The organism is Streptomyces sp. NPDC006261 (genome assembly GCF_040613515.1).
Taxonomy (GTDB): Bacteria; Actinomycetota; Actinomycetes; order Streptomycetales; family Streptomycetaceae; genus Streptomyces.
This window is the reverse complement of sequence record NZ_JBEXSI010000018.1, coordinates 1-24,507: the sequence shown is the minus strand read 5'-3', so window position 1 is coordinate 24,507 and position 24,507 is coordinate 1. Positions and strand designations below refer to the sequence as shown.

22 protein-coding genes, 1 tRNA gene and 2 pseudogenes are annotated in these 24,507 nt (G+C 72.0%); 9 read left to right on the top strand and 16 right to left on the bottom strand.

All coding sequences use genetic code 11. The annotated features are described in order from the left end of the window. Positions 1-73: 73 nt before the first annotated feature. Positions 74-146 (top strand) — tRNA-Arg (locus ABZ154_RS14040). A 302-nt stretch (positions 147-448) separates the two neighbouring features. On the opposite strand, the gene ABZ154_RS14035 is transcribed toward ABZ154_RS14040, so the two are convergent. Then, the gene (locus tag ABZ154_RS14035) at positions 449-634 is read right to left on the bottom strand and encodes a hypothetical protein (RefSeq protein WP_356832249.1); all 186 of its coding nucleotides are present in this window, start codon (positions 632-634) and stop codon (positions 449-451) included. Between the two features lie 352 nt (positions 635-986). Between ABZ154_RS14035 and ABZ154_RS14030 the strand changes: the two genes are divergently transcribed. Continuing rightward, on the top strand, positions 987-1,862 hold the full coding sequence (locus ABZ154_RS14030; RefSeq protein WP_356832247.1) for a peptidoglycan-binding protein: 876 nt from the start codon (positions 987-989) through the stop codon (positions 1,860-1,862). A 102-nt stretch (positions 1,863-1,964) separates the two neighbouring features. Here the strand turns inward: ABZ154_RS14030 and ABZ154_RS14025 are convergent, their stop codons facing one another. The 5 genes from ABZ154_RS14025 to ABZ154_RS14005 all read right to left on the bottom strand — a co-directional run bounded on the left by ABZ154_RS14025 (position 1,965) and on the right by ABZ154_RS14005 (position 8,731). Beyond that, entirely contained in the window at positions 1,965-2,432 is a 468-nt protein-coding gene (locus ABZ154_RS14025) for an anthrone oxygenase family protein (protein ID WP_356832245.1), read from the bottom strand. A 78-nt stretch (positions 2,433-2,510) separates the two neighbouring features. Further along, entirely contained in the window at positions 2,511-4,079 is a 1,569-nt protein-coding gene (locus ABZ154_RS14020; RefSeq protein WP_356832388.1) for a von Willebrand factor type A domain-containing protein, read from the bottom strand. A gap of 262 nt (positions 4,080-4,341) precedes the next feature. Then, positions 4,342-5,253 (bottom strand): ABC transporter permease, encoded by a 912-nt coding sequence (locus ABZ154_RS14015; protein WP_356832243.1) that lies wholly within the window; start codon positions 5,251-5,253, stop codon positions 4,342-4,344. Beyond that, positions 5,250-7,955, bottom strand: a complete 2,706-nt coding sequence (locus tag ABZ154_RS14010) for an alpha/beta fold hydrolase (protein WP_356832241.1) — start codon at positions 7,953-7,955, stop codon at positions 5,250-5,252. Before ABZ154_RS14010 ends, ABZ154_RS14015 begins: the two co-directional genes overlap by 4 nt. 170 nt (positions 7,956-8,125) lie before the next feature. Next, entirely contained in the window at positions 8,126-8,731 is a 606-nt protein-coding gene (locus ABZ154_RS14005) for a DUF4291 domain-containing protein (protein ID WP_356832239.1), read from the bottom strand. Positions 8,732-8,975: 244 nt separating this feature from the next. Here ABZ154_RS14005 and ABZ154_RS14000 point away from each other — a divergent pair, with 244 nt between their 5' ends. Both ABZ154_RS14000 and ABZ154_RS13995 read left to right on the top strand, forming a co-directional pair. Then, positions 8,976-9,152 (top strand): hypothetical protein, encoded by a 177-nt coding sequence (locus ABZ154_RS14000; protein ID WP_356832236.1) that lies wholly within the window; start codon positions 8,976-8,978, stop codon positions 9,150-9,152. A 2-nt stretch (positions 9,153-9,154) separates the two neighbouring features. Further along, positions 9,155-9,379 (top strand): DUF2283 domain-containing protein, encoded by a 225-nt coding sequence (locus ABZ154_RS13995; RefSeq protein WP_356832386.1) that lies wholly within the window; start codon positions 9,155-9,157, stop codon positions 9,377-9,379. A gap of 30 nt (positions 9,380-9,409) precedes the next feature. Here the strand turns inward: ABZ154_RS13995 and ABZ154_RS13990 are convergent. From ABZ154_RS13990 to iolC, 7 genes and pseudogenes are all read right to left on the bottom strand, one after another. Then, positions 9,410-9,691, bottom strand: a pseudogene (locus tag ABZ154_RS13990) (ATP-binding protein); the annotation flags it as partial. A gap of 67 nt (positions 9,692-9,758) precedes the next feature. Further along, positions 9,759-9,946: pseudogene (locus ABZ154_RS13985) on the bottom strand (response regulator); the annotation flags it as partial. Between the two features lie 114 nt (positions 9,947-10,060). Continuing rightward, entirely contained in the window at positions 10,061-11,563 is a 1,503-nt protein-coding gene (gene mmsA, locus ABZ154_RS13980; RefSeq protein ID WP_356832234.1) for a CoA-acylating methylmalonate-semialdehyde dehydrogenase, read from the bottom strand. A 40-nt stretch (positions 11,564-11,603) separates the two neighbouring features. Further along, positions 11,604-13,499 (bottom strand): 3D-(3,5/4)-trihydroxycyclohexane-1,2-dione acylhydrolase (decyclizing), encoded by a 1,896-nt coding sequence (gene iolD, locus ABZ154_RS13975; RefSeq protein ID WP_356832384.1) that lies wholly within the window; start codon positions 13,497-13,499, stop codon positions 11,604-11,606. Between the two features lie 131 nt (positions 13,500-13,630). Then, positions 13,631-14,569 carry a 5-deoxy-glucuronate isomerase gene (gene iolB, locus ABZ154_RS13970; protein ID WP_356832232.1) on the bottom strand — a complete coding sequence of 313 codons (939 nt, stop codon included), beginning with the start codon at positions 14,567-14,569 and terminating at the stop codon, positions 13,631-13,633. A gap of 9 nt (positions 14,570-14,578) precedes the next feature. After that, the gene (locus tag ABZ154_RS13965; RefSeq protein ID WP_356832230.1) at positions 14,579-15,520 is read right to left on the bottom strand and encodes a deoxyribose-phosphate aldolase; all 942 of its coding nucleotides are present in this window, start codon (positions 15,518-15,520) and stop codon (positions 14,579-14,581) included. Further along, positions 15,517-16,536: a 5-dehydro-2-deoxygluconokinase gene (gene iolC, locus ABZ154_RS13960; RefSeq protein WP_356832228.1), complete on the bottom strand. Its 1,020-nt coding sequence runs from the start codon at positions 16,534-16,536 to the stop codon at positions 15,517-15,519. The genes ABZ154_RS13965 and iolC overlap by 4 nt, the downstream gene beginning before the upstream one ends. 132 nt (positions 16,537-16,668) lie before the next feature. Between iolC and ABZ154_RS13955 the strand changes: the two genes are divergently transcribed. Then, positions 16,669-17,604 carry a sugar phosphate isomerase/epimerase gene (locus ABZ154_RS13955; protein WP_356832226.1) on the top strand — a complete coding sequence of 312 codons (936 nt, stop codon included), beginning with the start codon at positions 16,669-16,671 and terminating at the stop codon, positions 17,602-17,604. Positions 17,605-17,614: 10 nt separating this feature from the next. Here the strand turns inward: ABZ154_RS13955 and ABZ154_RS13950 are convergent, their stop codons facing one another. Continuing rightward, the gene (locus ABZ154_RS13950) at positions 17,615-18,139 is read right to left on the bottom strand and encodes a DinB family protein (RefSeq protein ID WP_356832224.1); all 525 of its coding nucleotides are present in this window, start codon (positions 18,137-18,139) and stop codon (positions 17,615-17,617) included. 266 nt (positions 18,140-18,405) lie between these two features. Between ABZ154_RS13950 and ABZ154_RS13945 the strand changes: the two genes are divergently transcribed. Next, positions 18,406-18,597, top strand: a complete 192-nt coding sequence (locus ABZ154_RS13945; RefSeq protein WP_356832222.1) for a MerR family transcriptional regulator — start codon at positions 18,406-18,408, stop codon at positions 18,595-18,597. 24 nt (positions 18,598-18,621) lie between these two features. Here ABZ154_RS13945 and ABZ154_RS13940 read toward each other — a convergent pair whose 3' ends face one another. Further along, complete coding sequence (locus tag ABZ154_RS13940; protein WP_356832382.1) at positions 18,622-19,371, bottom strand: class I SAM-dependent methyltransferase; 750 nt, start codon at positions 19,369-19,371, stop codon at positions 18,622-18,624. A 244-nt stretch (positions 19,372-19,615) separates the two neighbouring features. Further along, entirely contained in the window at positions 19,616-21,979 is a 2,364-nt protein-coding gene (locus tag ABZ154_RS13935) for an MMPL family transporter (protein ID WP_356832220.1), read from the bottom strand. Positions 21,980-22,136: 157 nt separating this feature from the next. Between ABZ154_RS13935 and ABZ154_RS13930 the strand changes: the two genes are divergently transcribed. From ABZ154_RS13930 to ABZ154_RS13920, 3 genes are all read left to right on the top strand, one after another. Further along, positions 22,137-22,892 carry a TetR/AcrR family transcriptional regulator gene (locus ABZ154_RS13930; protein ID WP_356832218.1) on the top strand — a complete coding sequence of 252 codons (756 nt, stop codon included), beginning with the start codon at positions 22,137-22,139 and terminating at the stop codon, positions 22,890-22,892. Between the two features lie 177 nt (positions 22,893-23,069). After that, a complete protein-coding gene (locus tag ABZ154_RS13925; RefSeq protein WP_356832216.1) occupies positions 23,070-23,393 on the top strand; it encodes a heavy-metal-associated domain-containing protein in 324 nt (107 codons plus the stop codon). Between the two features lie 92 nt (positions 23,394-23,485). Continuing rightward, the coding region (locus tag ABZ154_RS13920) for a cation transporter (protein ID WP_356832214.1) at positions 23,486-24,507 on the top strand (1,022 nt) is incomplete at its 3' end.

The window sequence follows — 24,507 nt, the reverse complement described above, 5'->3', positions numbered from 1 at the left end:
CAACCGGGTCCAGGCGATCGGAGCCCTATCCTTGTCCCGGCACGGCCACGGAACCACCCGATCAGGGCTCCCGGCCCCCGTAGCTCAGTGGATAGAGCAGGCGCCTTCTAAGCGCTTGGCCGCAGGTTCGAGTCCTGCCGGGGGCGCCTCGTTGTAGCAGGCCGGAAGATGCCTGCAACCCGCCGCAAGATCGATTGCGGCGGGTTTTCCGTGCCCCGGAATGGTGCTTTCGGCGAGGTCCGCCAGCCCACGGAGCCGTACACGGCTCCCTACAGGCCGGAGCGGTGACCCCATCGGCGATTGCGCGACCAGGGGGGCCGATGCGTCCTGCACCTCGCCGAGTCACTGCCCCAGCCCTTGCTCTTGACTAAGCGGGAGCGGGGTAGTGGCGGCGCAAGAGCCGCAGCGCACCGGATCCTCCTTCACGCGTCCCCTTTCACGCGTCCTGTCACCGGAGCAGCAGGGCGGCGGCCGTGACGCCGCCGTCGGTGAACAGGCCTGCCACCGCCACCACCGCCGGATCCGCGGCGAGCGGCGGCAGCGCGCGCCCGCGTGCGGCGAGGCGGCCGAAGGCCGTCGCCCCCTCGCCGTAGAAGCCGAGGGCCGCGAGCGCATACGGCGACGGGAGTACCACGGGAGCGACGACGGGAGTACGGGGAAGCGGCGCGTTTCCTCCTTGCCGTACCGCGCACCGGCGCCGGAACTCCCGCCCCCTCCACCCCTTCGGTCCCCCTAAGCGGAATCCGCAGCACAAGAGTGGCGGGCCGAGGAAACGTTCGGTACGGGATGACGTTCAGGGCGGCGCAAGAACGGGCAAATCGATCCTGTACGGCCCGTAGGCGGAATCCCGTCGCTGGGCGCCCCCCACCTCTCCGCAACCCCGCTCGGGCGCGCGCAACTTCGTTGTGCCGTCCGGCATCCAAGCCTGTCCTCCACCCTCCGAACACCCCTGCGAACCGACGCACCACCTGGAAAGGAGCGCCACGATGGCGACGCCGCTGTCCGCCGACAAGCTGCTCAAAGCCCTCCGCGACGAAGGCCTCCACGTCGTCGAGCACCGGAGCTGGCGTACGAACAACCGGAATCACAAGGGACCCTGGGGCCCGACGCACGGCGTCATGATCCACCACACCGTCACATCGGGCACCGCCTCCTCCGTCGAGCTCTGCTACAACGGCCACTCCGCCCTCCCCGGCCCCCTCTGCCACGGGGTGATCGCCAAGGACGGGACCGTCCACCTCGTGGGGAACGGGCGCGCCAACCACGCCGGGCTCGGCGACGACGACGTCCTGCGTGCCGTCATCGCGGAGAAGGCCCTGCCGCCGGACAACGAGGCCAACACCGACGGCAACCGGTACTTCTACGGCTTCGAGTGCGTCAACCTCGGCGACGGCAAGGACCCGTGGCCGGCCGCCCAGCTGCTGGCGATCGAGCGGGCCGCCGCGGCCGTCTGCCGGGCGCACGGCTGGGGCGAGCGATCGGTGATCGGGCACCTGGAGTGGCAGCCGGGCAAGGTCGATCCGCGCGGCTTCACCATGAGCTCGATGCGCACCAGGATCGGCAAGCGGCTGGGCGGCTCGCCGGACGGGCCATCCCAGCCGCCTCCGAGACCGACGTACGAGCCGTTCCCCGGGGCATCCTTCTTCAAGGCCGGCCGCAACAGCCCGATCGTGACGGCGATGGGCAAACGGCTGGTGGCCGAGGGCTGCGGTCGGTACGCGGTGGGCCCCGGCCCGGCCTGGTCGACGGCGGACCGGAACTCGTACGCGGCCTGGCAGCGCAAGCTGGGCTACACGGGCACGGACGCGGACGGCGTCCCGGGGAAGACCAGCTGGGACCGGCTCAAGGTGCCCAACGTGTGAGCCGGCGCCGGAGCCGGAACCGTACCGCCGACGGGCCTGCAGCTCGACGGGCTACAGCTCGACGGGCCTCCATCGCGATCGGGTCCTCCATCGCGATCGGGCCTACAGCGCGATGGCCAGCAGGACGCACGCAGCCAGCACGAAGGCGGTGCGGAGCTGGTGGAAGGTGTTCCAGCGGGGTTCGAAGGCCTGACGTGCGGCGCTGTCGTCGCCGCCCTCCAACTTCGCGAGGGCGTTGTTGAGCGGGATGTTCCCGGCGATCGTGACCAGGTGACCGGCGACCACACAGACGAGCGCCCCCACGAGTGCGGGGCCCTCCACCGAGTCGTGCTCGCCGAGTCCGGTGAAGAGCGCGGCGGCGGGCAGGGCGACGACGCCGAGGAAGAGGACGAGGAAGAGGGGTCCGGGGACCTTCTCGTTGAAGCGGCGCATCGCCGCCGTGAACTGCTCGTCCGTCAGTACGGCGAGGCCGGGCATGATCGCGATCAGGAACGACAGCATGAAGCCCGCGTAGAGGCCGGTGACGATCACGGAGAGCACCAGGAACAGGGAGGTCATGGCGGTCATCATGACCGGCGACAGCCGTTCGCACAGCCATATTCCGCATGACTGTGCGAACGTCGTGCGCCGGCGGCGGTGCCGGCCGGATCAGCCGATCTCCCCCTCGCCCGTGTCTCCCCCGTCCTCCGGCCCGGTCCCGTTCCTGAGCGCCTCCGCCTGTCCGATCGCCGTCGCCAGCTTCCGTACGGAACTGTCCTCGGTCTCGTCCGCCAGCTTCGTGGCCCGGGAGGCCAGTTCCCCCAGGGCGGGCGTGCCGGGCAGGTCACCGCCCCGCAGGGTGTCCGCGAAGTACGCCGCCACTGCCGCCACTTGGAGCCGCTGCGCATCTCCGCCCCACAGCTTGCCGTCGATCGTCCCGGTCCGCGCGGAGCCGCTCTCCTCGTACGCCTTGCGGGTCTTGGGGTCGAGCCAGCGCACGGTCGCCTCGGCCACCGGGCCCGACGCGCCCTCGCGCAGCCGGACGGCGTAGAGCGCGGTCACCGTGTGACCGGGGCCGACCTCGCCGCCGTCGACGCCGTCGTCGCGGAAATCCTCGTCGGCGACCTTGCGGTTCTCGTAGCCGATCAGCCGGAACTGCTTCACCGTCTTGCGGTCGAAGGCCACCTGGGCCTTGGCGTCGCGCGCCCGGAGTTCGATGTGGGCGGGCAGCTGGTCGACGAAGACCTTGCGGGCCTGCTCCTCGTCACCGACGTACGTGGTGTGGCCGTCGCCCCGGTTGGTGAGCCGCTCCATGAACGCGTCGCCGTAGTCGCTGCCGACGCCGACCCCGAAGAGGGTGATGCCGTACTCGCGGCGGGCGGCGTCGATCTTCTCCAGGATGCCGTCGGCGTTGGTGTCGCCGGTGTTGGCGAGGGCGTCGGAGAGCAGCACCACCCGGTTGTTCACGCCCTTGCGGTGGCCCTTGACGGACTCCTCGTAGCCCCGCCTGATTCCCGCCTCCACATTGGTGGACTGGGCGGCCTCCATCTCGGCCACCGCGTCCCGGATCTTGTTCCGGTTGCCCTTGAGGCGGGTCATCGGCAGTCGTGTCTCGGCCTCGTCGCTGAAGGTGACCAGGGAGACGGAGTCGTCGTCGCGCAGTTCGTCGGTCAGGATGTTCAGGGACTTCTTGGCCAGCCCCAGGCGGCCGGGGCCGGCCATGGAACCGGAGATGTCGACGACGAACGTGAGCGAGGCGGGCGGGCGTTCGCTGCTCGGCGGGGCGGCCTTGGTGGCCAGCCCCACCCTCAGCAGCGACCAGTCGGAGGCGCCGGAGCCCCCGCCGATGCGCGCTCCGTCGACCGTGACGGAGAACCCGTTGCCCCTGGGCCGCTCGTACCCCTGGCGGAAGCTGTTGACGAACTCCTCCGGCCGTACGTCCGCCGCGTCGGGCAGCCTGCCGTCACCGAGGGTGCGGCGCGCGTAGCCGTAGCTGGCGGTGTCCACGTCCAGGGCGAAGGTGGAGAGGTAGTCCGGCGCGGCGATGTCCGGCTTGGCCGTGTCCCCCTTCTCCCCGCCTTCCCCGGACCCGGACGCGGGCTGCCTGCCCTTCTCCGGGGCCGCCGCGCCCGGTGCGGGCTGCGCGCCGGTCGTGCCCTCCGCCGGGCGTGCGCCGGAGCGCTTGTCCGCGGTGGCGCCGCCCGACGAGCCGTCGGCGCTGCACGCGGTGAGCAGCATCCCGGCGGCGAGCAGGAGCGCCACCGCCCCGGGCCTGCCCCCCGCCCAGCCCCCTGCCCGCGCCTCTGTTCGCCTGCCGTTTCGCTGGTCCATCCGTAACCCCCCACGTCATCACGGTGTCGCGTTCCTTCTCCGACACCTGTGAATGTGACGTACGGGGCCGCCGACCGGAGTCGACGAAAGCGTTGCGGAACCATCTCGATGCGGCAACAGAGGCCGGGCAGGGCACCTTTGCGCCCGCCAAACCCGCGGAACATCAGGTTCAGGACACGATGTCCTTACGACTGAACCCGCGGAACGCCAGAGCGAACAGGATCAGGGCGTACGTCACCGAGATCGCCGCCCCCTTGATCATGCCGCCCCACTCCAGTTCCGGCTGGAGCGCGTCGGCCCACGCGAACTGCCAGTGCGCGGGCAGGAAGTCGCGCCAGGAGCCGAGCGCGGTGACCGCGTCGAGCACGTTGCCGACGATGGTGAGGCCGACCGCTCCGCCGACCGCGCCGAGCGGGGCGTCCGTCTTCGTCGAGAGCCAGAACGCCAGCCCCGCCGTGACGAGTTGGGAGACGAAGATGAACGCGACGACGAGCGCGAGGCGCGGAACGGTGTCCCCGGCGGCCAGCGCTCCCCCGGTGGGCAGTTTCAACGGGCCCCACCCGTAGGCCGCCGTGCCCGCCGCCAGGGCGACGAGCGGCAGCAGCACCATCGCGGCGAGGCTGAAGCCGAGGGCGACGACGAGCTTGGACCACAGCAGCCGGGTCCGGGGCACGGGCGCGGCGAGCAGGTAGCGCAGTGAGGACCAGCTCGCCTCGGAGGCGACGGTGTCCCCGCAGAACAGGGCCACCGGCACCACCAGCAGGAAGCCGGCCGAGACGAAGAGGGAGGTGGCGGCGAAGTTCGCGGCGGACTCCGTCGCCACGTCCATCAGGTTGATCCGGCCCCCGCCCCGGCCTCCACCGCCGCCGTCCTCGCCGTCCGGCGTGCCGCCGATCGCGAAGGCGACGATCAGGATGAAGGGGAGGGCGGCGAGGATCCCGCCCATGAGCAGGGTGCGGCGGCGGCGCAGCTGCCGCATGGCCTCGACGCGGAGGGGGAGCGTGCGCCCGGCGCGGTAGCCGGCGGCTTCCGGGTGCTCGGCCTCCACCCGGGTCTCGGGGGGCTGTACGGGGGCGCTCATGCTGCTCCTCCGGAGATCAGGGTGAGGAAGGCGTCCTCCAGGCGGCGGTGCGGGCCGACGCCGGTGACCGGGACGTCGAGCCGGACCAGATCGGCGACGAGCCGCGAGGTGGTCGCCCCGTCGAGGCGGACGAGGAGCCCGCGCCCTTCGTCGGTGCGGACGGCTGAGCCGATGCCGGGCAGCGACGCGACCTTCTCGACGAGCGGCTCGGACACCTCGTCGGCCGTGGTCACCAGGATCATGTCGCCGGATCCGGTGATCTCGGCGACCGGCCCGGCCTGCACGAGCCGGCCCCGGTCCATGACGACCAGGTGGGTGCAGGACTGCTCCACCTCGGAGAGGAGGTGGCTGGAGACGATGACGGTCCGGCCCCCGGCCGCGTAACGGATCATCACGTCCCGCATCTCGCGGATCTGCGGCGGGTCGAGCCCGTTGGTCGGCTCGTCGAGGATGAGCAGGTCCGGCATGCCGAGCATGGCCTGCGCGATGGCGAGCCGCTGCCGCATGCCCTGGGAGTACGTCCGTACGGCACGGGCGAGCGCGTCCCCGAGGCCGGCGATCTCCAGGGCCTCCTCGATGTGGGCGTCCTCGGCGGGACGGCCGGTGGCCTGCCAGTACAGGTCCAGGTTGGCGCGCCCGGAGAGGTGCGGCAGGAAGCCCGCGCCCTCGACGAAGGCGCCCACGCGGGAGAGGACCGGGGCACCGGGGCGGATGGCCTGCCCGAAGACGCGGATCTCGCCCTCGTCGGGGGTGATGAGCCCCATGAGCATGCGCAGGGTGGTGGTCTTGCCCGCGCCGTTGGGGCCCAGCAGCCCGAGCACCTGGCCCTTCTCCACGCGGAAGGAGAGCTCGCGCACGGCGTACCGGTCGACGGACTTCGCGTACTTCTTCGAGAGCCCGGTGATCTGGAGCGGTACGTCGGTGAGCGCGGGGTCCGGCGCCGGGGTCGCGGTGCGGCGGCGCGCGGTGAGCAGGAGGGCGGCCGCGACGACGAGGGCGGCGGCCGGGAGGCCCCAGGTCCACCAGGGGAGGGCGGCCGCCGCGGTGGTGACGGCGGGTGCGGTGGGGACGGTCAGCGGTCCGTGGGCCGTCACGGTGTACGTGGCGGGCTCGGCGGGGGACGCGTAGCCGAGGTCGGTCGCGGAGAAGACGAGCCGCATCCGGTGCCCGGCGTCGAACTCGTGGTCCACGGCGGGCAGTGCCAGCTCGATCGGCTTGCCCTGCTGGTCGGGGGTGATCCGGTAGGGGGCGACGAGCTGGGAGGGCAGCACCTGCTGCCTGCCGTCCGGCGACACGTCGTACACCTTGCCGAAGAGCACCGCGTCGCGGCCCTCGGTCGCCTTGACGTGCACGCGGACGGTGGGGGTGCCGGTGACGTGTACGGAAGTGGCCAGCGGGGCCGACTCGAAGCGGCCGAACTGCCCGGGGAAGTCGAGCGAGAGCCCGACGCCGAGCGAGGAGAGCTGGGAGAGGCCGCCGCCGACACCGGGGACGGCGGAGATGGCGGGCGGTGCGGAGCCGGCGGGGTTGCGGAAGGTTTCCGTGGAGCCGGTGGATGTGGTGGCGGTGCCGGTTCCGGCGGACGCGCCTGCGCCTCGGGCCTGGAGCGGGATCTCCCGGCCGCCGCTGCGCAGCCCCGGGTAGGTGTCGCTGCTCGCGCCGCGTTTGAGGGCGGTGCCGTCGGTGGAGTCGATGCCTCCGGTACGGGTGACGCGGAAGGCGGGTCCGGTGTCGGTAGCGGTCTCCTCCTTCAGGTAGCGGTCGAACCAGGAGCCGACGCGCCCTTCGACGCGCCCGGTCTCGTTGTCGCCGCCGTCGTGACCGCCGGAGATCCAGTCGACGGAGACGGGTGCGCCGTTGGCGCTGATCGCCTTCTGCATCGCGTCGGCGTGGCCGAGCGGGAAGAGGGAGTCGGACTGTCCCTGGAGGAGGAGCGAGGGCACCTTGATGCGGTCGGCGACGGCGGAGGGCGACCGCTCGGTGAGCAGGGCGCGGGCCTCGGCGTCGGGCTTGCCGCTGACCGCGACCCGCTCGTACATCTCGCAGAGCCGCTTCTCGAACTTCTCGCAGCCTCCGCCGGAGGTCACGAAGATCCCGGCCCAGAGCTTCTTGAAGACCCCGTCCGGGAAGAGGGCGTCGGCCAGGTTCCAGTACGTGATCACGGGCGCGATGGCGTCGACCCGCTGGTCGTGCCCGGCGGCGAGCAAAGAGACGGCCCCGCCGTAGGAGGCACCGGTGAGGCCGACCCGGGGGTCGCCCTTCTTGTCCAGCTCGACCTCGGGCCGCTCGGCCAGCCAGTCGATGAGCCCGGAGACGTCCTTGACCTCGCGGCCGGGGTCGTTGAGGGAGATCTCTCCGCCGGACTTGCCGAACCCGCGCGCCGACCAGGTCAGCACCGCGTACCCGTCGGCGGCCAGCTTCTCGGCCTGGGCCCGTACGTCGTTCTTGCTGCCGCCGAAGCCGTGGCCGATGAGCACGGCCGGCCGCCGACCGGAACCTCCGGCGGTGAAGTACGAGGTGTCGATCGGCACACCGCCCGGCCGCAGCATCCGGTCCTCGCGCTGCACGGCGGGCGGGCCGTCGTCGGCGACGGCGGTCCAGGTGCCGCCGCCCACGAGCACGGCGAGCGCGGCGAGCGCCGCGGCCCACCGGCCAGGTGTTTGGGGCAGCAGGCGCCGCCATCGAACAGTAGGGGTCTCCATCCCTCGACCCTAAACGGAGGATGCCACCGGCCGAAGTGCCGCCAGGGTGAGGTGGGCGGCCTCCCTGAGAGGTACGGTGCGCCCTCCCCGTACTCCGGATGCGGTAGGGGCTTTATCCCGGCCGAAGCCCATTGCGGACATTGGCCGCGCAACGACCGCGGCGGGTCCGGCTACCGCCCGGCCGGCGCCGGCCGCGGAGCGTCGAGTTCGAGCGGCGTCTCCACCGGCAGCAGGGCGGCGGCCCGCTCCCGCTCCCCCGCACGCACCGCCGCGTGCACCTCGCGGGCGAGCGGGGTGACATCGCGTACGGAGACGGTCCACTCGTCCGCGTAACGCCGGGCCGCCTCCCCGCTCAGCCCCAGCTGGAGGGATCGGTACGGGAGCGGGTTCAGGTCGAGGTCGCGCTCTGGGTCCCACTGCACCCGGGCGGGGGCGGCGCGCAGGCGCTGCTTCCAGGACGCCTCGTCGGGGTGCACATCGCGTACATAGTGGGAGAGTTCGGCGTGCGCGAGGGCCCACTCCAGGCCGCTCCGGGCGATCTCGACGGCGAGGACGACCTCCTGGCCCTCCTTGGTGCCCCAGCCGCAGCGGTACATCATCCACAGGAAGCTGGGCTTGATCCACGTCATCCGGTCCCGCTTCCACTCGGCGGGGAACCGCCCGTCGCGCGCGGCGGGGATGCCGATGGCGGGCCGGTACGCCTGGTAGACGGTGACCGTGGTGGCGGTGTGCAGCGCGCGGATCTCGTAACGGGGCGGGAGCGCGGGGGTGTTCATGGGCCCCACAATGCGGTACGGGTCCGCGGCCCGGCATCCCGTTTTCCGCAGCCGCCCCTCTGTACGTCCCTCCGCGCCGTCCCTCCACGGACCGCCGCCGTCCCTTCCGACCGGTTCGCCCCCCGCCGACCGGCGGGGGTCATCCACCGCCGCCGGGCGGATTCCCCGGGCGGGGCCCGCTGCCAGGCTGCTGGGCGTTGTTGTTCACCAGGGGCCCGTTCCCGGGCCGTCAGCAAGGACGCACATGTCTCGCACCACCGACCGATCCATCCGCCGCCACCGCGGCGCCGCCCGGATACTCGTCGCCGCCTGCACCGCCGGTGCCGTACTCCTCACCGCGACGGCCGCCGAGGCCGACAGCGTCTCCACCGCCCGTCGGCCGTACCTGACCCGAACCCTCCCGGAGCGGAACGAAGCGTGACCATGCACATCGAATACGACCACGAGAACGACCTCGCGTACGTCGCCCTCGTCGCGCGCATCGCCGATGGAACCGCCGTCCGGCAGTTCACTCTGGAGACCCCCAGCGGCGCGGACCTGAACCTCGACTTCGACGAGGCGGGGCGGCTGCTCGGCATCGAGGTCGTCGGAGCCCGGGCCGGGCTGCCGGAACAGCTCCTCCGCCGGGCCTCGGGCCCTGACGCGTAGGCAGTACGGAACCGGCCGCGCGGGCCAGAGGGGGAACGCGGCGCGGACGAGGAATCCGCCGCCGGGCAGCGGGGCCGCGGTGAACGAGCCGCCGAGGAGCTGTGCCCTCTCCCGCAGGCCGACCAGGCCCATCCCGCCGGCGGGCAGCCCCGGTTGACCGGCGCTCCCGTCGGGGGCGGTGTTGCGCACCTCCACGTGCAGCCGCCCGTCGGCGGGTCCCACCCCCACCTGGGCCGAGGCCCCGGGGGCGTGCTTGCGTACGTTGGTGAGCGCTTCCTGCACCGTCCGGTACGCGGCCCGCTCCACGGCCTCGGGGAGCGGGCCGGCGAGGTCGCCGAGGTGCAGCTCCACCGGCAGCGCGCTCTCCTCGACCAGCCTGCGTCAGACCGTCCACGTCGGGCATCCGGATGTCCAGCAGCAGCACGTCCGGCGGTGGCGCGCGACCGTCTCCGCCGCGCCCGCTCCGCCGCAGTCGGCGACCACGGCGATGTCCGCGGCCGTACCGAGGATCGCCCGCAGGCCCGAACGGACCAGCGGCTCGTCATCCACGACGACGACCCGAATCACCTGTGCTCCCCTCGCCCCGTACACCACAAGTCCACGAAGGGTACGACAATCACGAAAACGCCCGCCCGTGGCGTCATCGTCGCTACGGGCGGGCGGGAACCTGCGTCGGGGCGGTCAGTGGTTGCGCGGGAAGCCCAGGTCGACGCCGGCCGGGGCGTCCGCCGGGTCCGGCCAGCGGGTGGTGACGACCTTGCCGCGGGTGTAGAAGTGCACGCCGTCGTTGCCGTAGATGTGGTGGTCCCCGAAGAGGGAGTCCTTCCAGCCTCCGAAGGAGTGGTAGCCCACCGGGACCGGGATCGGCACGTTGACGCCGACCATGCCGGCCTCGACCTCCAGCTGGAAGCGGCGGGCCGCGCCGCCGTCACGGGTGAAGATCGCGGTGCCGTTGCCGAACGGCGAGGCGTTCATGAGGGCGACGCCGTCGTCGTACGTCTCCACGCGGAGCACGCACAGGACCGGGCCGAAGATCTCGTCCTTGTACGCGTCGGAGTCGGTGGAGACCTTGTCCAGCAGGGAGAGGCCGATCCAGTGGCCGTCCTCGAAGCCCTCCACCGTGTGGCCCGTGCCGTCGAGGACGACCTCCGCGCCCTGGGCGGCCGCGCCCGTGACGTAGGAGGCGACCTTGTCGCGGTGGGCGGCGGTGATCAGGGGGCCCATCTCGGAGGTGGGGTCGTTGCCGGGGCCGATCTTGATCTTCTCGGCGCGCTCGCGGATCTTGGCGACCAGCTCGTCGCCGATCGCGCCGACCGCGACGACCGCCGAGATCGCCATGCAGCGTTCACCGGCGGAGCCGTACGCCGCCGAGACCGCCGCGTCGGCCGCCGCGTCCAGGTCGGCGTCCGGGAGGACGAGCATGTGGTTCTTCGCGCCGCCGAGGGCCTGGACGCGCTTGCCGTTGGCGGAGGCCGTGGCGTGGATGTAGCGGGCGATGGGGGTGGAGCCGACGAAGGAGACGGCCGCCACGTCGGGGTGGTTGAGCAGGCCGTCGACCGCGACCTTGTCACCGTGCAGGACGTTGAGGACGCCGTCCGGAAGGCCGGCCTCCGCTGCCAGCTCGGCCAGCAGGCTGGCGGCTGACGGGTCCTTCTCGCTCGGCTTGAGCACGAACGTGTTACCGCACGCGATCGCCAGCGGGAACATCCACATCGGCACCATGGCCGGGAAGTTGAACGGGGTGATGCCCGCGACCACGCCGATGGACTGACGGATCGAGGAGACGTCGACCCGGTTGGAGACCTGGGTGGAGAGCTCACCCTTGAGCTGGGTGGTGATCCCGCACGCCAGCTCGACGATCTCCAGACCCCGGGCGACCTCGCCCAGCGCGTCCGAGTGCACCTTGCCGTGCTCGGCGGTGATCAGCGCGGCGATGTCGTCGCGGTGGGCGTCCAGCAGCGCGCGGTAACGGAAGAGGATCGTGGTGCGCTGGGCGAGGGAGGACGTGCCCCAGGTCGCGTACGCGGCCTTCGCCGCGGCCACCGCGGCGTCGACCTCTTCCGTCGAGGCGAGCGCCACCTGCGTGGTCACCGCGCCGGTGGCCGGGTCCGTGACCGGACCGTACCTGCCCGACGTGCCCTCCACTGTCTTGCCGCCGATCCAGTGGTTGACGGTCTTCGTCATGACGTACTCCTTCAGGCTTCAGGCAGGCGCAGGGGTGGTTTCACAGGTGGCGGCGTCGGGCGGCGACCTGCCGGTCGTACTCCTCCCGGGCCTTGACCGCCGCCGGACGGCTCGCGGTTTCGGCTACCGGAACATTCCACCACGCCTGTGCCGGAGGGGGGCCCGACACAGTGTCGGGCGTTTCGGTCTCGACGTAGACACAAGTGGGGCCCTCCGCGCCGCGGGCCTCGGCGAGGGCTTTGCGCAGGTCGTCGACGGTGGTGGCGCGCAGGACACGCACGCCGAGGGAGGCCGCGTTGGCGGCGAGGTCGACGGGGAGCGGCGGGCCGGTGAAGCCGCCGTCGGGGTCGCGGTGGCGGTAGGCCGTACCGAAGCGCTCGCCGCCGACCGCCTCGGAGAGGCCGCCGATGGAGGCGTATCCGTGGTTCTGGAGGACCAGCAGTTTCAGGGGCAGGTTCTCCTGGACGGCGGTGACGATCTCGGTGGGGTTCATCAGGTACGTGCCGTCGCCGACGAGCGCCCAGACGGGGCGCGGACGCCCATGGGTTCTGGTGGCGAGCATGACGCCGATCGCGGCCGGGATCTCGTAGCCCATACAGGAGTAGCCGTACTCGACGTGGTACTGGTCGCGGGAGCGGGTGCGCCAGAGCCTGTGCAGGTCGCCGGGGAGAGAACCGGCGGCGTTGATGAGGATGTCCTCCTCCGTGACCAGGGTGTCGAGGAGGCCGAGGACCTGGGTCTGGGTGGGGCGTGCGGTGGGGTCGGTGGTGGTGAAGGATGCCTCGACCTGTTCCTCCCACGCCTCCTTCGCGCCGGTGTACTCCGTCTCGTACGCCGGGTCGACCCGGTACCTCCAGCCGGCGAGCGCCGCCGTGAGCGCCTCCAGGCCGGTGCGGGCGTCGGCGACCAGGGGGCGGGCGGCGAGCTTGTGGGCGTCGGAGCCGGTGATGTTGAGGTTGAGGAAGCGGACGGCCGGGTTCCCGAAAAGGGTGCCGGAGGCGGTGGTGAAGTCCGTGTACCGGGTGCCGATGCCGATCACCAGGTCGGCGGTGCGGGCCAGCTCGTCGGCGGTGGCGGTGCCGGTGTGGCCGATGCCGCCCACGTCCGCCGGGTGGTCGTGGCGCAGGGCCCCCTTGCCCGCCTGGGTGAAGGCGGCCGGGATGCGGGTGGCGGCGGTGAAGGCGGCGAGCGTCTCCTCGGCAGCGCTGTGGCGGACCCCGCCGCCCGCCACGATCAGGGGGCGGCGGGCGGAGCGCACCGCCCGTACCGCCGCTTCCAGCTCGGACGCGTCGGGCGCCGGCCTGCGGACCCGCCAGACCCGCTCGGCGAAGAACGCCTCCGGCCAGTCGTACGCCTCCGCCTGCACGTCCTGCGGCAGCGCGAGCGTGACCGCACCCGTCTCGGCGGGGTCGGCAAGGACCCGCATCGCCTGGAGGGCCGCCGGAATCAGTGCTTCCGGGCGGGTGACCCGGTCGAAGTAGCGCGAGACGGGGCGCAGGCAGTCGTTGACCGATACGTCACCGGCGTACGGGACTTCGAGCTGCTGGAGTACGGGGTCGGCGGGCCGGGTCGCGAAGGTGTCGCCGGGGAGGAGGAGGACGGGGAGGTGGTTGATGGTGGCGAGGGCGGCGCCGGTGACGAGGTTGGTGGCGCCCGGGCCGATGGAGGTGGTCACCGCGTGCGCGGAGAGCCGGCCGGACTGGCGCGCGTATCCCACGGCCGCGTGCACCATGGCCTGTTCGTTGCGGCCCTGGAGGTACGGCATGCGGGGCGCGTTCCGGTTCCCGTTGCCCGCCTCCACGAGCGCCTGGCCGATCCCGGCGACGTTGCCGTGGCCGAAGATGCCCCAGGTGGCGTTGATCAGGCGGTGGCGGCGGCCGTCGCGCTCGGTGTACTGGCGGGCGAGGAAGGCGACCAGGGCCTGAGCGGTGGTCAGGCGGCGGGTGGGGGCGGGGGCCGGCCGTGCGTTCGGGGGTCTCGCTCCGTCGGTGTGACTCGCGGGACTCGGCCCGTCGGTGTCGCTCGCGGGACTCGCTCCGTCGGTGTGACTCGCGGGACTCGTCGGGCTCAAGGCGTTACCTCCGGGCCGGGCGACGGATGCGCCGTGTCCGGGCGGGCCGTCTGCGGATGCGCCGTGTACAGCGGCAGTCTGGCGTCGACCGGCTCGTTTCGCCAGGTGTCGCGGATCCATCCGTGGTCCGGATGGTCGCGGATCAGCCAGGCCCGCTCCTCCCCCGGCCCGGCCATGACGTTCAGGTAGTACAGCGTGCGGCCGGGCGGGGCGATGGACGGCCCGTGCCAGCCGTCGGGGATGAGGACCGCGTCGCCGCTGCCGACCTCGGCGAGGACATCCGTACCGCCCTCGCGCGACGGCGAGACCCGGTGGTAGCCGAGGCCGCCGCCCTCCACCTCGAAGTAGTAGATCTCCTCCAGCTCGCACTCCTCGCCCGGCACGTGCTCGTCGTGCTTGTGGGGCGGGTAGGAGGACCAGTTGCCGCCGGGCGTGAGGACCTCGACGGCGATCAGGCGGTCGCAGTCGAAGGTGCCGGCGGCGGCGAAGTTGTTGACCTGGCGCGAACAGGTACCGGTGCCGCGCAGCTCGACGGGTACCTCCGGCGCGGGGCCGTAGCGAGCGGGGAGTCGTCGCTCGCACTTCGCTCCTGCCAGGGCGAAGCGGCCTCCTGCGCCGGAGGCGATCTGTGCCCGGTCGCCGCGCGGCACGTAGGCGAAATCGCTCACCCCGCTGAACACGCTTTCCCGGCCCAGCAGTTCAAAGGTGTCACCTGCCGTATGCACCGTACAGCCACCGGCCAACGGCAGGATGATCCATTCGCACTCCCCGGTGACGAGCGTATGAACTCCGCCCGGCTCCAGCTCCAGAACGCGCAGACTGGACCGGTCCCATCCGGCCGTTTCGGGGTCGATGTCCAAGGCATAGGGTCCGCGCCCCGCGCTGCCGGAGGGCAGGTGGTGGCGTGCGCCGCGGCGCTCCTTGTGCGTGTACATACCCACTCCCTACCCGTCCTTCCCCGGCTGCAGCAGCGATACGGCCGTGTCGACGGCTGCCGCCACGTCCCCGTCGACCGGGTAGAGCAGCGAACGCCCCACGACCAGCCCCCGTACGGTCGGCAGCCGCAGCGCCTCGCGCCACTTCCCGTACGCCCCGTCCAGGTCGTCGCCCACCTCGCCGCCGAGCAGGACTGCGGGCAGCGTGGACGTCTCCATGACCTGGGCCATGTCGTCCGGGTCCTCGGTGACGGGGACCTTGAGCCAGGTGTACGCGGAGGTCCCGGCCAGGCCCGACGCGATGGCGATGGAGGTGGCGACGGCGGTGGCGCCCAGGTCGTTGCGCAGGCGGCCGTCGACGCGCCGGCAGAGGAACGGTTCGACGAAGACCGGCAGCCGGTACGCGGCCATCGCGTCGATGGTGCGGGCGGCGGCGTGCAGGGTGTCCAGGGACCCCGGGTCGTCGTGGTCGATGCGGAGCAGCAGCTTCCCCGCGTCGAACCCGTGGCGGACCAGGTCCTCGGGCCGGTGCCCGGTGAACCGGTCGTCCAGCTCGAAGGCGGCGCCCGCGAGCCCGCCCCGGTTCATGGAGCCCATGACGACCTTGTTCTCCAGGGCGCCGAGGAGGAGCAGGTCGTCCAGGACGTCGGCGGAGGCGAGGACGCCGTCGACTCCGGGGCGGGAGAGGGCGAGGCACAGCCGCTGGAGGAGCTCGAACCGGTTGGCCATGGCGAGCGCCCGGTCCCCGACGGCGAGGGCGCCGCGCGCGGGGTGGTCGGCGGCGATGATCATCAGTCGGCCGGGGTGGGGTGCGCTCTCGCGGACGGTGGAGGTGTCTGTCGTACGGAGCAGGGGGCGCCGCTTCCGTCGGGCGGCGGCTTCGGCAACGGCTTCGGGGTGCTCGGCGCGGAGCCGGACGAGGTCGCGGACGGAGGGTGCGGCGGGGGTCATGAGCCCGCTCCGGAGGGCCCGGAGGTGATGTCTTCCGTGACCGCGCCCTCCGCGAGAGCCCGCTCCACCTCGTCCGGGAAGGGCATCGCGGAGGAGCAGGCGAGGCGGGAGGCGACGATGGCCCCGGCGGCGTTCGCGTACCGCATGATCCGGGCGACGTCCCAGCCGGCGAGCAGCCCGTGGCAGAGCGCCCCGCCGAACGCGTCCCCGGCGCCGAGCCCGTTGACCACCTCCACCGGCAGGGGCGGCACATCGGCGGTGGAACCGTCGCGGTGGACGGCGAGGACGCCCCTCGGCCCCTGCTTGACGACGGCGAGCTCCACCCCGGCCGCGAGCAGGGCGCGGGCGGCGGCGTGCGGTTCGCGCTCGCCGGTCGCGATCTCGCACTCGTCGATGTTGCCGACGGCGACGGTGGCGTGGGCGAGCGCTTCCCGGTAGCGGGCGGACGCCACCGAGCTGTGGTCTCCGCCGTCCCAGAACATCGGCCGCCAGTCGAGGTCGAACACGGTCGCGGTGGGGGGCGCCTCGGCCAGGCTCTCGCTGCGGGCTCGGAGAGCGGCCAGCGTCGCGGTCCGGCTCGGCTCGGCACTGAGTCCGGTACCGGTCATCCAGAAGATCCGCGCCTCGCGCACCGCGTCGAGGTCGAGGTCCGGCGGGTGGATCTCCAGATCGGGCGCCTTGGGCTGCCGGTAGAAGTAGAGGGGGAAGTCGTCCGGCGGGAAGATCTCGCAGAAGGTGACCGGGGTCGGATACTCCTCGACCTCCGTCACCCACCGGTCGTCCACGCCGAAGCCCTTGAGCTCCTGGTGAAGGTACTCCCCGAAGGCGTCCCGGCCGGTCCGGGTGATCAGCGCCGTCCGCCGTCCCAGCCGCGCCGCCGCCACCGCGACGTTCGCCGGGGAGCCGCCGAGGAACTTGCCGAACGTCTCGACCCTGGCGAGCGGCACCCCGATGGCCAGGGGGTAGAGGTCCACCCCGATGCGCCCCATGGTGATCACGTCGTACGGCTCAGGCATACGCATCCCTTCGGCCCCCGATGGCCTGCTGATCCCAGGTCTAGTCCCCTCCCGGGAACCCTGTCAATATTTTGTCCGGACATTCGGACGAACTCTTGACACTCGTCCGTACGGGCCGCGACGCTGGGCGATATGACCCCCTCCGCACCCTCTTCGGCCCGCATCCGCATCGGCTCGGCACCCGATTCGTGGGGGGTGTGGTTCCCCGAGGACCCGCAGCAGGTGCCCTGGCAGCGCTTCCTCGACGAGGTGGCCGAGGCCGGGTACGCGTGGATCGAGCTCGGTCCGTACGGCTACCTGCCCACCGACCCTGCCCGACTGGCGGACGAGACCCGCAGCCGTGGGCTGACCGTCTCCGCCGGCACCGTCTTCACTGGATTGCACCACGGTCCTGATGTCTGGGACCGGACCTGGGCGCATGTCGCGGACATCGCCGAACTGACCCGGGCCATGGGCGCCGAACACCTGGTCGTCATCCCCTCCTTCTGGCGCGACGACAAGACGGGCGAGGTGCTGGAGGGCCGCACGCTCACGCCCGCGCAGTGGCGGGACCTGACGACCCAGACCGAGCGGCTCGGCCGGGAGGTCCGCGAGCGCTACGGGCTCGGCATCGTCGTCCACCCGCACGCGGACACCCACATCGACAGCGAGGAGAACGTCAACCGCTTCCTCGACGCCACCGACCCCTCCCTGGTCTCGCTCTGTCTGGACACCGGGCACTACGCCTACTGCGGCGGCGACAGCGTCAAGCTCATCGAGACCTACGGGGAGCGCATCGGCTACCTCCACCTCAAGCAGGTCGACCCCGAGATCCTGGCGGCGGTGGTGGCCGACGGGATCCCGTTCGGCCCGGCCGTGGCGCGGGGCGTCATGTGCGAACCGCCTGGCGGCGTGCCCGCCCTGGAACCCGTCCTGGACGCTGCGCGCGCCCTGGATATCGACCTGTTCGCGATCGTGGAACAGGACATGTACCCGTGCGACCCGGACAGGCCGCTCCCGATCGCGCGCCGCACCCGCGAGTTCCTCCGCTCCTGCGGACGGCCCCGAACGCCCGGCGCGGCGAGCTGAATCCGCCCGGTCACACCCCCGTACGCCCGTCGATACGCTCGCGGATCAGGTCGGCGTGCCCGCAGTGGCGCGCGTACTCGCCGATCATGTGCGTGTAGATCCAGCGCAGCGTCACCTCCCCGCCCATGAACGGGCTGGTGTCGTCGAGTCCCCGGCCCGCGCAGTTCTCCCGTCCCCGCCGGACCTCCCCTTCCCACACCGCCACCGCGCTCTCGTACGTGGCGTCCTCGGCGAGCTCGAACCCGCCGTCGTGCCCACCGCCCCCGCCCGCGCCCCCGTCGGCGGGGGCGAACAACGGCGGGACGTCCTCCTGCACAAGGACCCGCCGGAACCAGTTCCGCTCCACGGCAGCGGCGTGCTGGACCAGGCCGAGCAACGTGATCGACGAGGGCGTCGCGGACGCCTCACGGAGCCGTTCCTCCGGCAACTCCGCGCACTTCTGGGCGAGAGTGGCGCGGTAGAAGTCGAGCCAGCTCTCCAGCGAGGTCCTCTCATCGGCGACCAAAGGGGGCATCGGACGTTCGGAAGTGCTCATGGTCGTCATCGTGACATCCGGGTCTGACATCGCCCGGGCTCCGCACCACAGTTGGCTGTTCGCCCCTTCTGTCACAGCAGTCACTGTTTCGCCACACATATCTCCGTTACGCGGGTTTTCCGTCACAGGCGCACAACAGCCCCACCCCGCCTGCCGTTCGACGTCGTTCAACCGGGCGCAGGCCGCGTGAACACCGGCGCAGAACCGGCGGACAGAACCGGCAGACAGAAGCGGTCAGAACAGAGCAGCACAGAGAGGTGTCACGGATGACGGACAGAGCACTCTGGTCCTACAAGGACATTGCCGCGCACATCCAGGTCCAGCCGGACACCGTCCGCTCCTACCGCAAACACGGCCTCCTTCCCCCGCCCGACCAGGTGAAGAACGGGAAGCCCTATTGGTACGGCGACACCGTCCGCGCCTGGGTCGCCTCCCGCCCGCGCAACCGGGGCCGCTGACCCCGGTCCGCCGGCACCCGGCCCCTACTGCTGGGGCTCCTTGCGGAACAACGCCGTCCAGAGAAAGGACTCACCGAAGACCGGGGACCCGGGCGCCTCGTCGCGCATGCGACGCAGCTCGATCTCCGTCAGGTCCGAGAAGATGCCGCGCAACTCCTCGGAGGTGTAGGCGAGCCCGCCGCCCAGACTCCCCCGCCGGTAGAGCTCCTCGTCCGGCAGTTCGGAGCCCATGCCGCCCTCCCCCGCCGCGAAGCAGGTGAGAGCGAAACGGCCGCCGGGGGCGAGGCAGCGGTCGAGGAGAGCGAGGTAGCTGATACGCCGGTGGGGCGGCAGGTGGTGGAAGCATCCGGAGTCGTGGATCAGGTCGTACGGACCGGCCAACTCCGCCCCGCCCGACGTCAGGGCGAAGGCGTCCCCGCAGTGGAACCGGGCCTCGGCCCCCGACGCTTCCGCGCGCTCCTCGGCCCAGGCGATCGCCGCCGGGGAGAGGTCGATCGCGTCGACGTCGAAGCCGAGCGAGGCCAGTGCGTGCGTGTTACGTCCGGGGCCGCACCCCAGGTCGAGCGCCCGGCCCGGGGTGATCAGTCCCCGGTCGACGTACGAGACGAGGCTCTCGTCGGGCTTGTCCACGAAGAAGGGCACCGGCTTCGAGCGGTCCCCGTAGAAGTCGTCCCACCACGAGGCGGCGTCGGCGGACCAGCGGTGCGCCTCGGGTGCGAACAGGTCGTCCATGAGCGTCAATACGTCCTCCGTCGTGCGGATGTTCCGGTCCATCCCGTCCCCTTTCCTCATGCGCCCAATTTTACGGATCAGACGGGAGAAAGCCCAGGTCACAGCCGGTCCGACGATCACGCTGGGGGCGCTGGGCGGGGGTGCGGCCGAGCGGGCGACCCCGCACCCCGCCCGCCGGCGGCCAGGGCGTCCGCATGCCCGTCACGGCCCGTCAGGGGGCCTTCCGGGGGCTGCCCGAGGTCCCTTTCCGAACAGATCCCGGGCCGCCCACGGCGCCGTCATGCGCCTACGCCCCCATGGTGACCTTCTCCCCGTCCCGGTCCGCCTCGGTTATCTCGCCGTCGGCTGGCGGCTTCCCCGGGCCGCCGGGTGCACCCTTCGTACCGGAGCCGACCGGGGCCGATCCCCCTTCGCTGAGACCGAACCGCTGATGGAAGGCGCGCAGCGGCCTGGGGGCCCACCAGGTGGCGTGGCCCGTCAGCTTCATCACGGCGGGGACCAGCAGGCTGCGGACCACCATGGCGTCCATCAGGACGGCGAGGGCGATCCCGAGCCCCAGCATCTTGGTGTTGGTGACCCGTGAGGTGCCTATGGCGACCATCACGACCGCGAGGATCACGGCGGCCGCGGTGATCAGACCGCCGGTGCGGGACAGGCCGAAGGCGACCGAGCGTTCGTGGTCGCCGGTCCGGTCGTACTCCTCCTTGATGCGGGAGAGCAGGAAGACCCCGTAGTCCATGGAGAGGCCGAAGGCCACGCAGAACATCAGGACGGGCAGCGTCGTCTCGATGTCCCCCGTACTGGTGAAGGCCAGGATCCCGGCGAGGTTCCCGTCCTGGAAGACCCAGACCACCGCACCGAACATCGCCGTCAGGCTGAGGGCGTTGAGCACGACCGCCTGGATCGGTATGAGCACGCTGCCGGTGAGCAGGAAGACCAGGAGCAGCGTCACCACGACGATGATTCCGATCGCCCAGGGCAACCGGTCCGCGATGGCGTCCTTGGAGTCGACCAGGACCGCCGCCGTGCCCGTCACCGAGGTGTCGAAGGAGCCGGCGGGCATCGCGCGCAGGTCCCGTACGAGCTGCTGCGTCTCCTCCCCGACCGTTTCGCCGTCCGGCAGGACGCTGAAGTACGCGGCCGAGTCCGCCCTGACCGGGCCCTCGACCCGCAGCACGCCCGGGACCTTCTCGATCCGGTCCTTCAGGGCCGCGTACGCGGCGGGCGTCCCCTCCCCTTCGACCAGCAGCTCCAGGCCGCCGCCGGGGCTGCCGGGGAAGCCCTCACGGATGTGCTCCTGGACCACCCGGGATGCGGCGCCGGCGGGGAGCTGGCGGTCGTCCGCCGTACCGAACTTGACGCCGAGGAAGGGCAGTCCGAGGAGGACGAGCCCCACCGTGGTGACGATGGCGAAGACCGGCGCCCTGCGCATCACCAGCTCGGCGAAGCGCGCCCACCCCTTTCCGGTCTCCGGGACGGGGGCCTCTGCGGCTGCCGCGCTCCTTCTGCGGCGCAGCAGACGGCGCAGGTCGAGCGCGTTGACCCGGGGCCCCAGCAGCATGAGCGCGGCGGGCAGCAGGATCAGTGCGGCGGCCGCGGCCAGCAGGACCACGGCGATCCCGGCGTAGGCGAAGGACCGCAGGAAGTACTGCGGGAAGACGAGCATCGCCGAAAGGGACACGGCAACCGTCAGCGCGGAGAAGAGCACCGTGCGTCCGGCCGTGCGCAGCGTCGTGCCGACCGCCGTCCGGGTGTCGGCTCCGGCGTCCAGCTCCTCACGGAAGCGGCGGACGATGAACAGGGCATAGTCGATGGCCAGTCCGAGGCCGAGGGCCGTGGTGAGGTTCATGGCGAAGACGGAGACGTCGGTGAACTCGGTCAGTCCGCGCAGCACGGCGTTGGTGCCGAGGATGGCGACGATGCCGACGAGGAGCGGCAGCATGGCGGCGATCGCACTGCCGAAGACCATGACCAGCAGGACGAGCGTCACCGGCAGGGCGATGAGCTCCGCCCGCAGCAGGTCCTCCTGGATGATCGTCTGCATCTCGTGCTGGACGGCGACGGGCCCGCCGACCGAAACCTTCACCGGGCCGTTCTGCCCGGCGAAGGCGGGAGCGATCCGTTCGAGCGTCTCTCCCGCTTCCGTCTCGTCGCCTCCTATCCGGGCCGCGATGAGCGCTTCCCGGCCGTCCTCGGCGCGCAGGGCGGGCGCCTTGGTCTGCCAGTACGAGGTGATCCCGGATATGCCGTGCTCGGCGGCGAGCCGCTCGGTGAGCCGCGCGGCCTCGGCGGCCACCGCCGGATCGTCGACGGAGGCGGTGCCGCCGTCCACCAGCAGGAGCAGGTTGGGCTGCGAGGCGGGGAACTCCCGCTCCAGCGCCTCGGTGGCATAGGACGACTCGGCGTGGGGGGCCTGCCAGCCACCGCTGCCCATTCGGTCGGCCACGCCGCTCCCGGCGAACACGGCAAGAGCGGTGATCACCAGGGCGGCCAGCAGGGCGATCCGCGGCCTGGCGGTGACGAACCGGGTCCAGCCTCCGACACGCTGCGGGCCGGGGCCGACAGGCCGCGGACCGGGGCCGACACGCTGCGGACCGGGGCCGACACGCTGCGGACCGGACGAACCGGATGGACCGTTGACTTCGGACATGGTGCGGTGTCCCCTTCACCGAGACCCGGGCTGCACAAGGCAGCATGGGTCATTCGTTGCCACTTACACTGGCAAACACGAGTAGTCGCTCGCGTTTCACAAGAATGCGAGCGAGCACTCGCGTTTGTCAAACGCATCATGAAAGCTGGGGATCGTCGTGCCGGAGGCCAGAGCCAAGAAGGGTGCCGCAGGGAACGGCGCGGCCAGGGAACCCGCGGCCGAGGGGACGGCAGACGCGGCGGGAACGGGAAGCACGGCAGGAACGGCCCGCCCGCGCCGCCGCCAGGCCCGCGGCGAGGCGCGCATCGCCCAGCTGCTCCAGGCGGCGGCCAGCGTCTTCTGCACCAGCGGCTACACCGCGTCCAGCACCAACGCCATCGCCCGCGAGGCCGGCGTCTCACCGGGCACCCTGTACCAGTTCTTCCCGAACAAGGAGGCCATCGCCGTCGAGCTCGGCGACCAGCTGCTCCACCGCTGGCGCGACACGTACGGCGCCGCCTTCGACCAGAGCCATATCGAGCTGCCCCTAGACCAGATGCTGGACGCCGTCCTCGACCCGCTGATCGCGTTCAACTGCGAGAACCCGGCGTTCTTCGTGCTGATGCACGGTTCGGAGATCCCCGGCCGGATCACCGAGGAGCACGACACCCTGCACGCCACCATGCTGAGCCGGGTCGAAGAGATCCTCGCCGACTACCTCCCGGACGTCCCCGCCGTCCAGCTCCACCGGGTCGCCGAGATGGCCTTCATGGTGTTCAAGGCCGGACTCGACCTGGTCATGGCCAACGAGGGCGAGGAGCGCGAGGCCTACGTCCGGGAGATGAAGGCCGCCATGTACCGCTACCTGGACCCCCTGATCGGCGACGCCTCACCCCGCCCGGCCTCGCACGCCCGCCAGGACCGCACCCCTTAGAGCCGGAGTCCCGAAGGGCCGGAGTCCCGATCGGTGGCGCCGGGTGCGCCCACATCTCATCTATACCCCCTAGGGGTATAGTCTGGAGTGAGCGAGGGCGCCCCGGGTTCCCCTGTGACCCCCTGCGCCACACTCGTATGACTGACCACCTGTCTGTCCGCCGAAGAGGAGAACGCCATGACCGCCGAGACCGAGCCCACCACCCGTTCCACCGGCTCCTGCTGCTCGCCCACCGGTTCCTGCCACGGTGGCGGTGCCGCCGACGTGCAGATCGAGCCGACGGACTCGGTCACCGCGGTGTACGAGGTGAAGGGCATGACCTGCGGCCACTGCGAAGGCGCCGTGTCGGAGGAGATCTCCGCGCTCGGCGGCGTGACGTCCGTCGAGGCCGTCGCCGCCACCGGCCGGGTCACCGTGTCCTCCAAGGCCCCGCTGGCCGAGGACGCCGTACGCGCCGCCGTCGACGAGGCAGGTTACGAGCTCGTCGGCCGGGCCGCCTGAGCGCCGTCGCGCCACCTTCTCACCGTCGGGCCGGGCCCACCAGCAGATACTGGTGAGGTACGGCCCGACCTGCGTTACCCAGGAGTCCGGACATGGCCAGCACAGCAGCAGCCGGGACCCCGGCCGCGAACGCCTCCGAGGCCGAGCTCACGATCGGCGGGATGACGTGCGCCTCGTGCGCCGCCCGTGTCGAGAAGAAGCTCAACCGGATGGACGGCGTCACCGCCACGGTGAACTACTCGACCGAGAAGGCCCGCGTCACTTTCGCGGAAGGCCTGGAACTGGCGGACCTCGTCGCGACGGTCGAGAGGACCGGCTACACGGCCCGCCCCCTCGCACCCCCGAAGCAGGAGCCCGAGCCCGGCCCCGCGCCGGGGCAGGAGCCCGAGCAGAAGCCCGGGCACTCGTCCGCGCCGGCGCAGGAGCCCGGGCCCACCCCGCCCGACGCATCGGCCGAGGCCGCCGAGGCGGGACAGGCCGCCTCCCTCGCCGCCCTCCGGCAGCGGGTCGTCGTCTCCGCCGTCCTCAGCGTTCCCGTCGTCCTGCTCGCCATGGTGCCGGCGCTCCAGTTCGACAACTGGCAGTGGCTCTCCCTGACCCTCGCCGCCCCCGTCGTCATCTGGGGCGGCCTGCCCTTCCACCGCGCCACCTGGACCAACCTCCGGCACGGCGCGGCCACCATGGACACCCTTGTCTCGATGGGCACCCTCGCCGCCTTCGGCTGGTCGCTGTGGGCCCTGTTCCTCGGCGACGCGGGGATGCCCGGCATGCGGCACGGGTTCGGCCTCACCGTCTCGCGCGCCGACGCGGGCTCCACGATCTACCTGGAGGTCGCGGCCGGGGTCATCACCTTCATCCTGCTGGGCCGCTACCTGGAGGCGCGCGCGAAGCGGAAGTCCGGCGCCGCGCTGCGGGCGCTGATGCGTCTGGGCGCCAAGGACGTCGCCGTACTCAGGGGCGGTACGGAGGTACGCGTCCCGGCCGGCCGGCTCGTCGTCGGTGACCGCTTCGTCGTACGCCCCGGGGAGAAGATCGCCACCGACGGCAGGGTCGTCGAGGGAAGCTCGGCCGTCGACGCGTCGATGCTGACCGGCGAGTCCGTCCCCGCAGAGGT

Bases quoted from the DNA above. Each gene is read 5' to 3' on its own strand.
- ABZ154_RS14025 (WP_356832245.1), bottom strand. From the start codon at position 2,432: ATGATGACCGCCATGACCTCCCTGTTCCTGGTGCTCTCCGTGATCGTC.
- iolC (WP_356832228.1), bottom strand. From the start codon at position 16,536: ATGCCTGAGCCGTACGACGTGATCACCATGGGGCGCATCGGGGTGGAC.
- ABZ154_RS13965 (WP_356832230.1), bottom strand. From the start codon at position 15,520: ATGACCCCCGCCGCACCCTCCGTCCGCGACCTCGTCCGGCTCCGCGCC.
- ABZ154_RS14030 (WP_356832247.1), top strand. From the start codon at position 987: ATGGCGACGCCGCTGTCCGCCGACAAGCTGCTCAAAGCCCTCCGCGAC.
- ABZ154_RS14010 (WP_356832241.1), bottom strand. From the start codon at position 7,955: ATGGAGACCCCTACTGTTCGATGGCGGCGCCTGCTGCCCCAAACACCT.
- ABZ154_RS14005 (WP_356832239.1), bottom strand. From the start codon at position 8,731: ATGAACACCCCCGCGCTCCCGCCCCGTTACGAGATCCGCGCGCTGCAC.
- ABZ154_RS14000 (WP_356832236.1), top strand. From the start codon at position 8,976: ATGTCTCGCACCACCGACCGATCCATCCGCCGCCACCGCGGCGCCGCC.
- iolB (WP_356832232.1), bottom strand. From the start codon at position 14,569: ATGTACACGCACAAGGAGCGCCGCGGCGCACGCCACCACCTGCCCTCC.
- ABZ154_RS13950 (WP_356832224.1), bottom strand. From the start codon at position 18,139: ATGAGCACTTCCGAACGTCCGATGCCCCCTTTGGTCGCCGATGAGAGG.
- ABZ154_RS14020 (WP_356832388.1), bottom strand. From the start codon at position 4,079: ATGCTGCTCACCGCGTGCAGCGCCGACGGCTCGTCGGGCGGCGCCACC.
- ABZ154_RS13995 (WP_356832386.1), top strand. From the start codon at position 9,155: ATGCACATCGAATACGACCACGAGAACGACCTCGCGTACGTCGCCCTC.
- ABZ154_RS13945 (WP_356832222.1), top strand. From the start codon at position 18,406: ATGACGGACAGAGCACTCTGGTCCTACAAGGACATTGCCGCGCACATC.
- ABZ154_RS13935 (WP_356832220.1), bottom strand. From the start codon at position 21,979: ATGTCCGAAGTCAACGGTCCATCCGGTTCGTCCGGTCCGCAGCGTGTC.
- mmsA (WP_356832234.1), bottom strand. From the start codon at position 11,563: ATGACGAAGACCGTCAACCACTGGATCGGCGGCAAGACAGTGGAGGGC.
- ABZ154_RS14015 (WP_356832243.1), bottom strand. From the start codon at position 5,253: ATGAGCGCCCCCGTACAGCCCCCCGAGACCCGGGTGGAGGCCGAGCAC.
- ABZ154_RS13955 (WP_356832226.1), top strand. From the start codon at position 16,669: ATGACCCCCTCCGCACCCTCTTCGGCCCGCATCCGCATCGGCTCGGCA.
- ABZ154_RS13925 (WP_356832216.1), top strand. From the start codon at position 23,070: ATGACCGCCGAGACCGAGCCCACCACCCGTTCCACCGGCTCCTGCTGC.
- ABZ154_RS13940 (WP_356832382.1), bottom strand. From the start codon at position 19,371: ATGGACCGGAACATCCGCACGACGGAGGACGTATTGACGCTCATGGAC.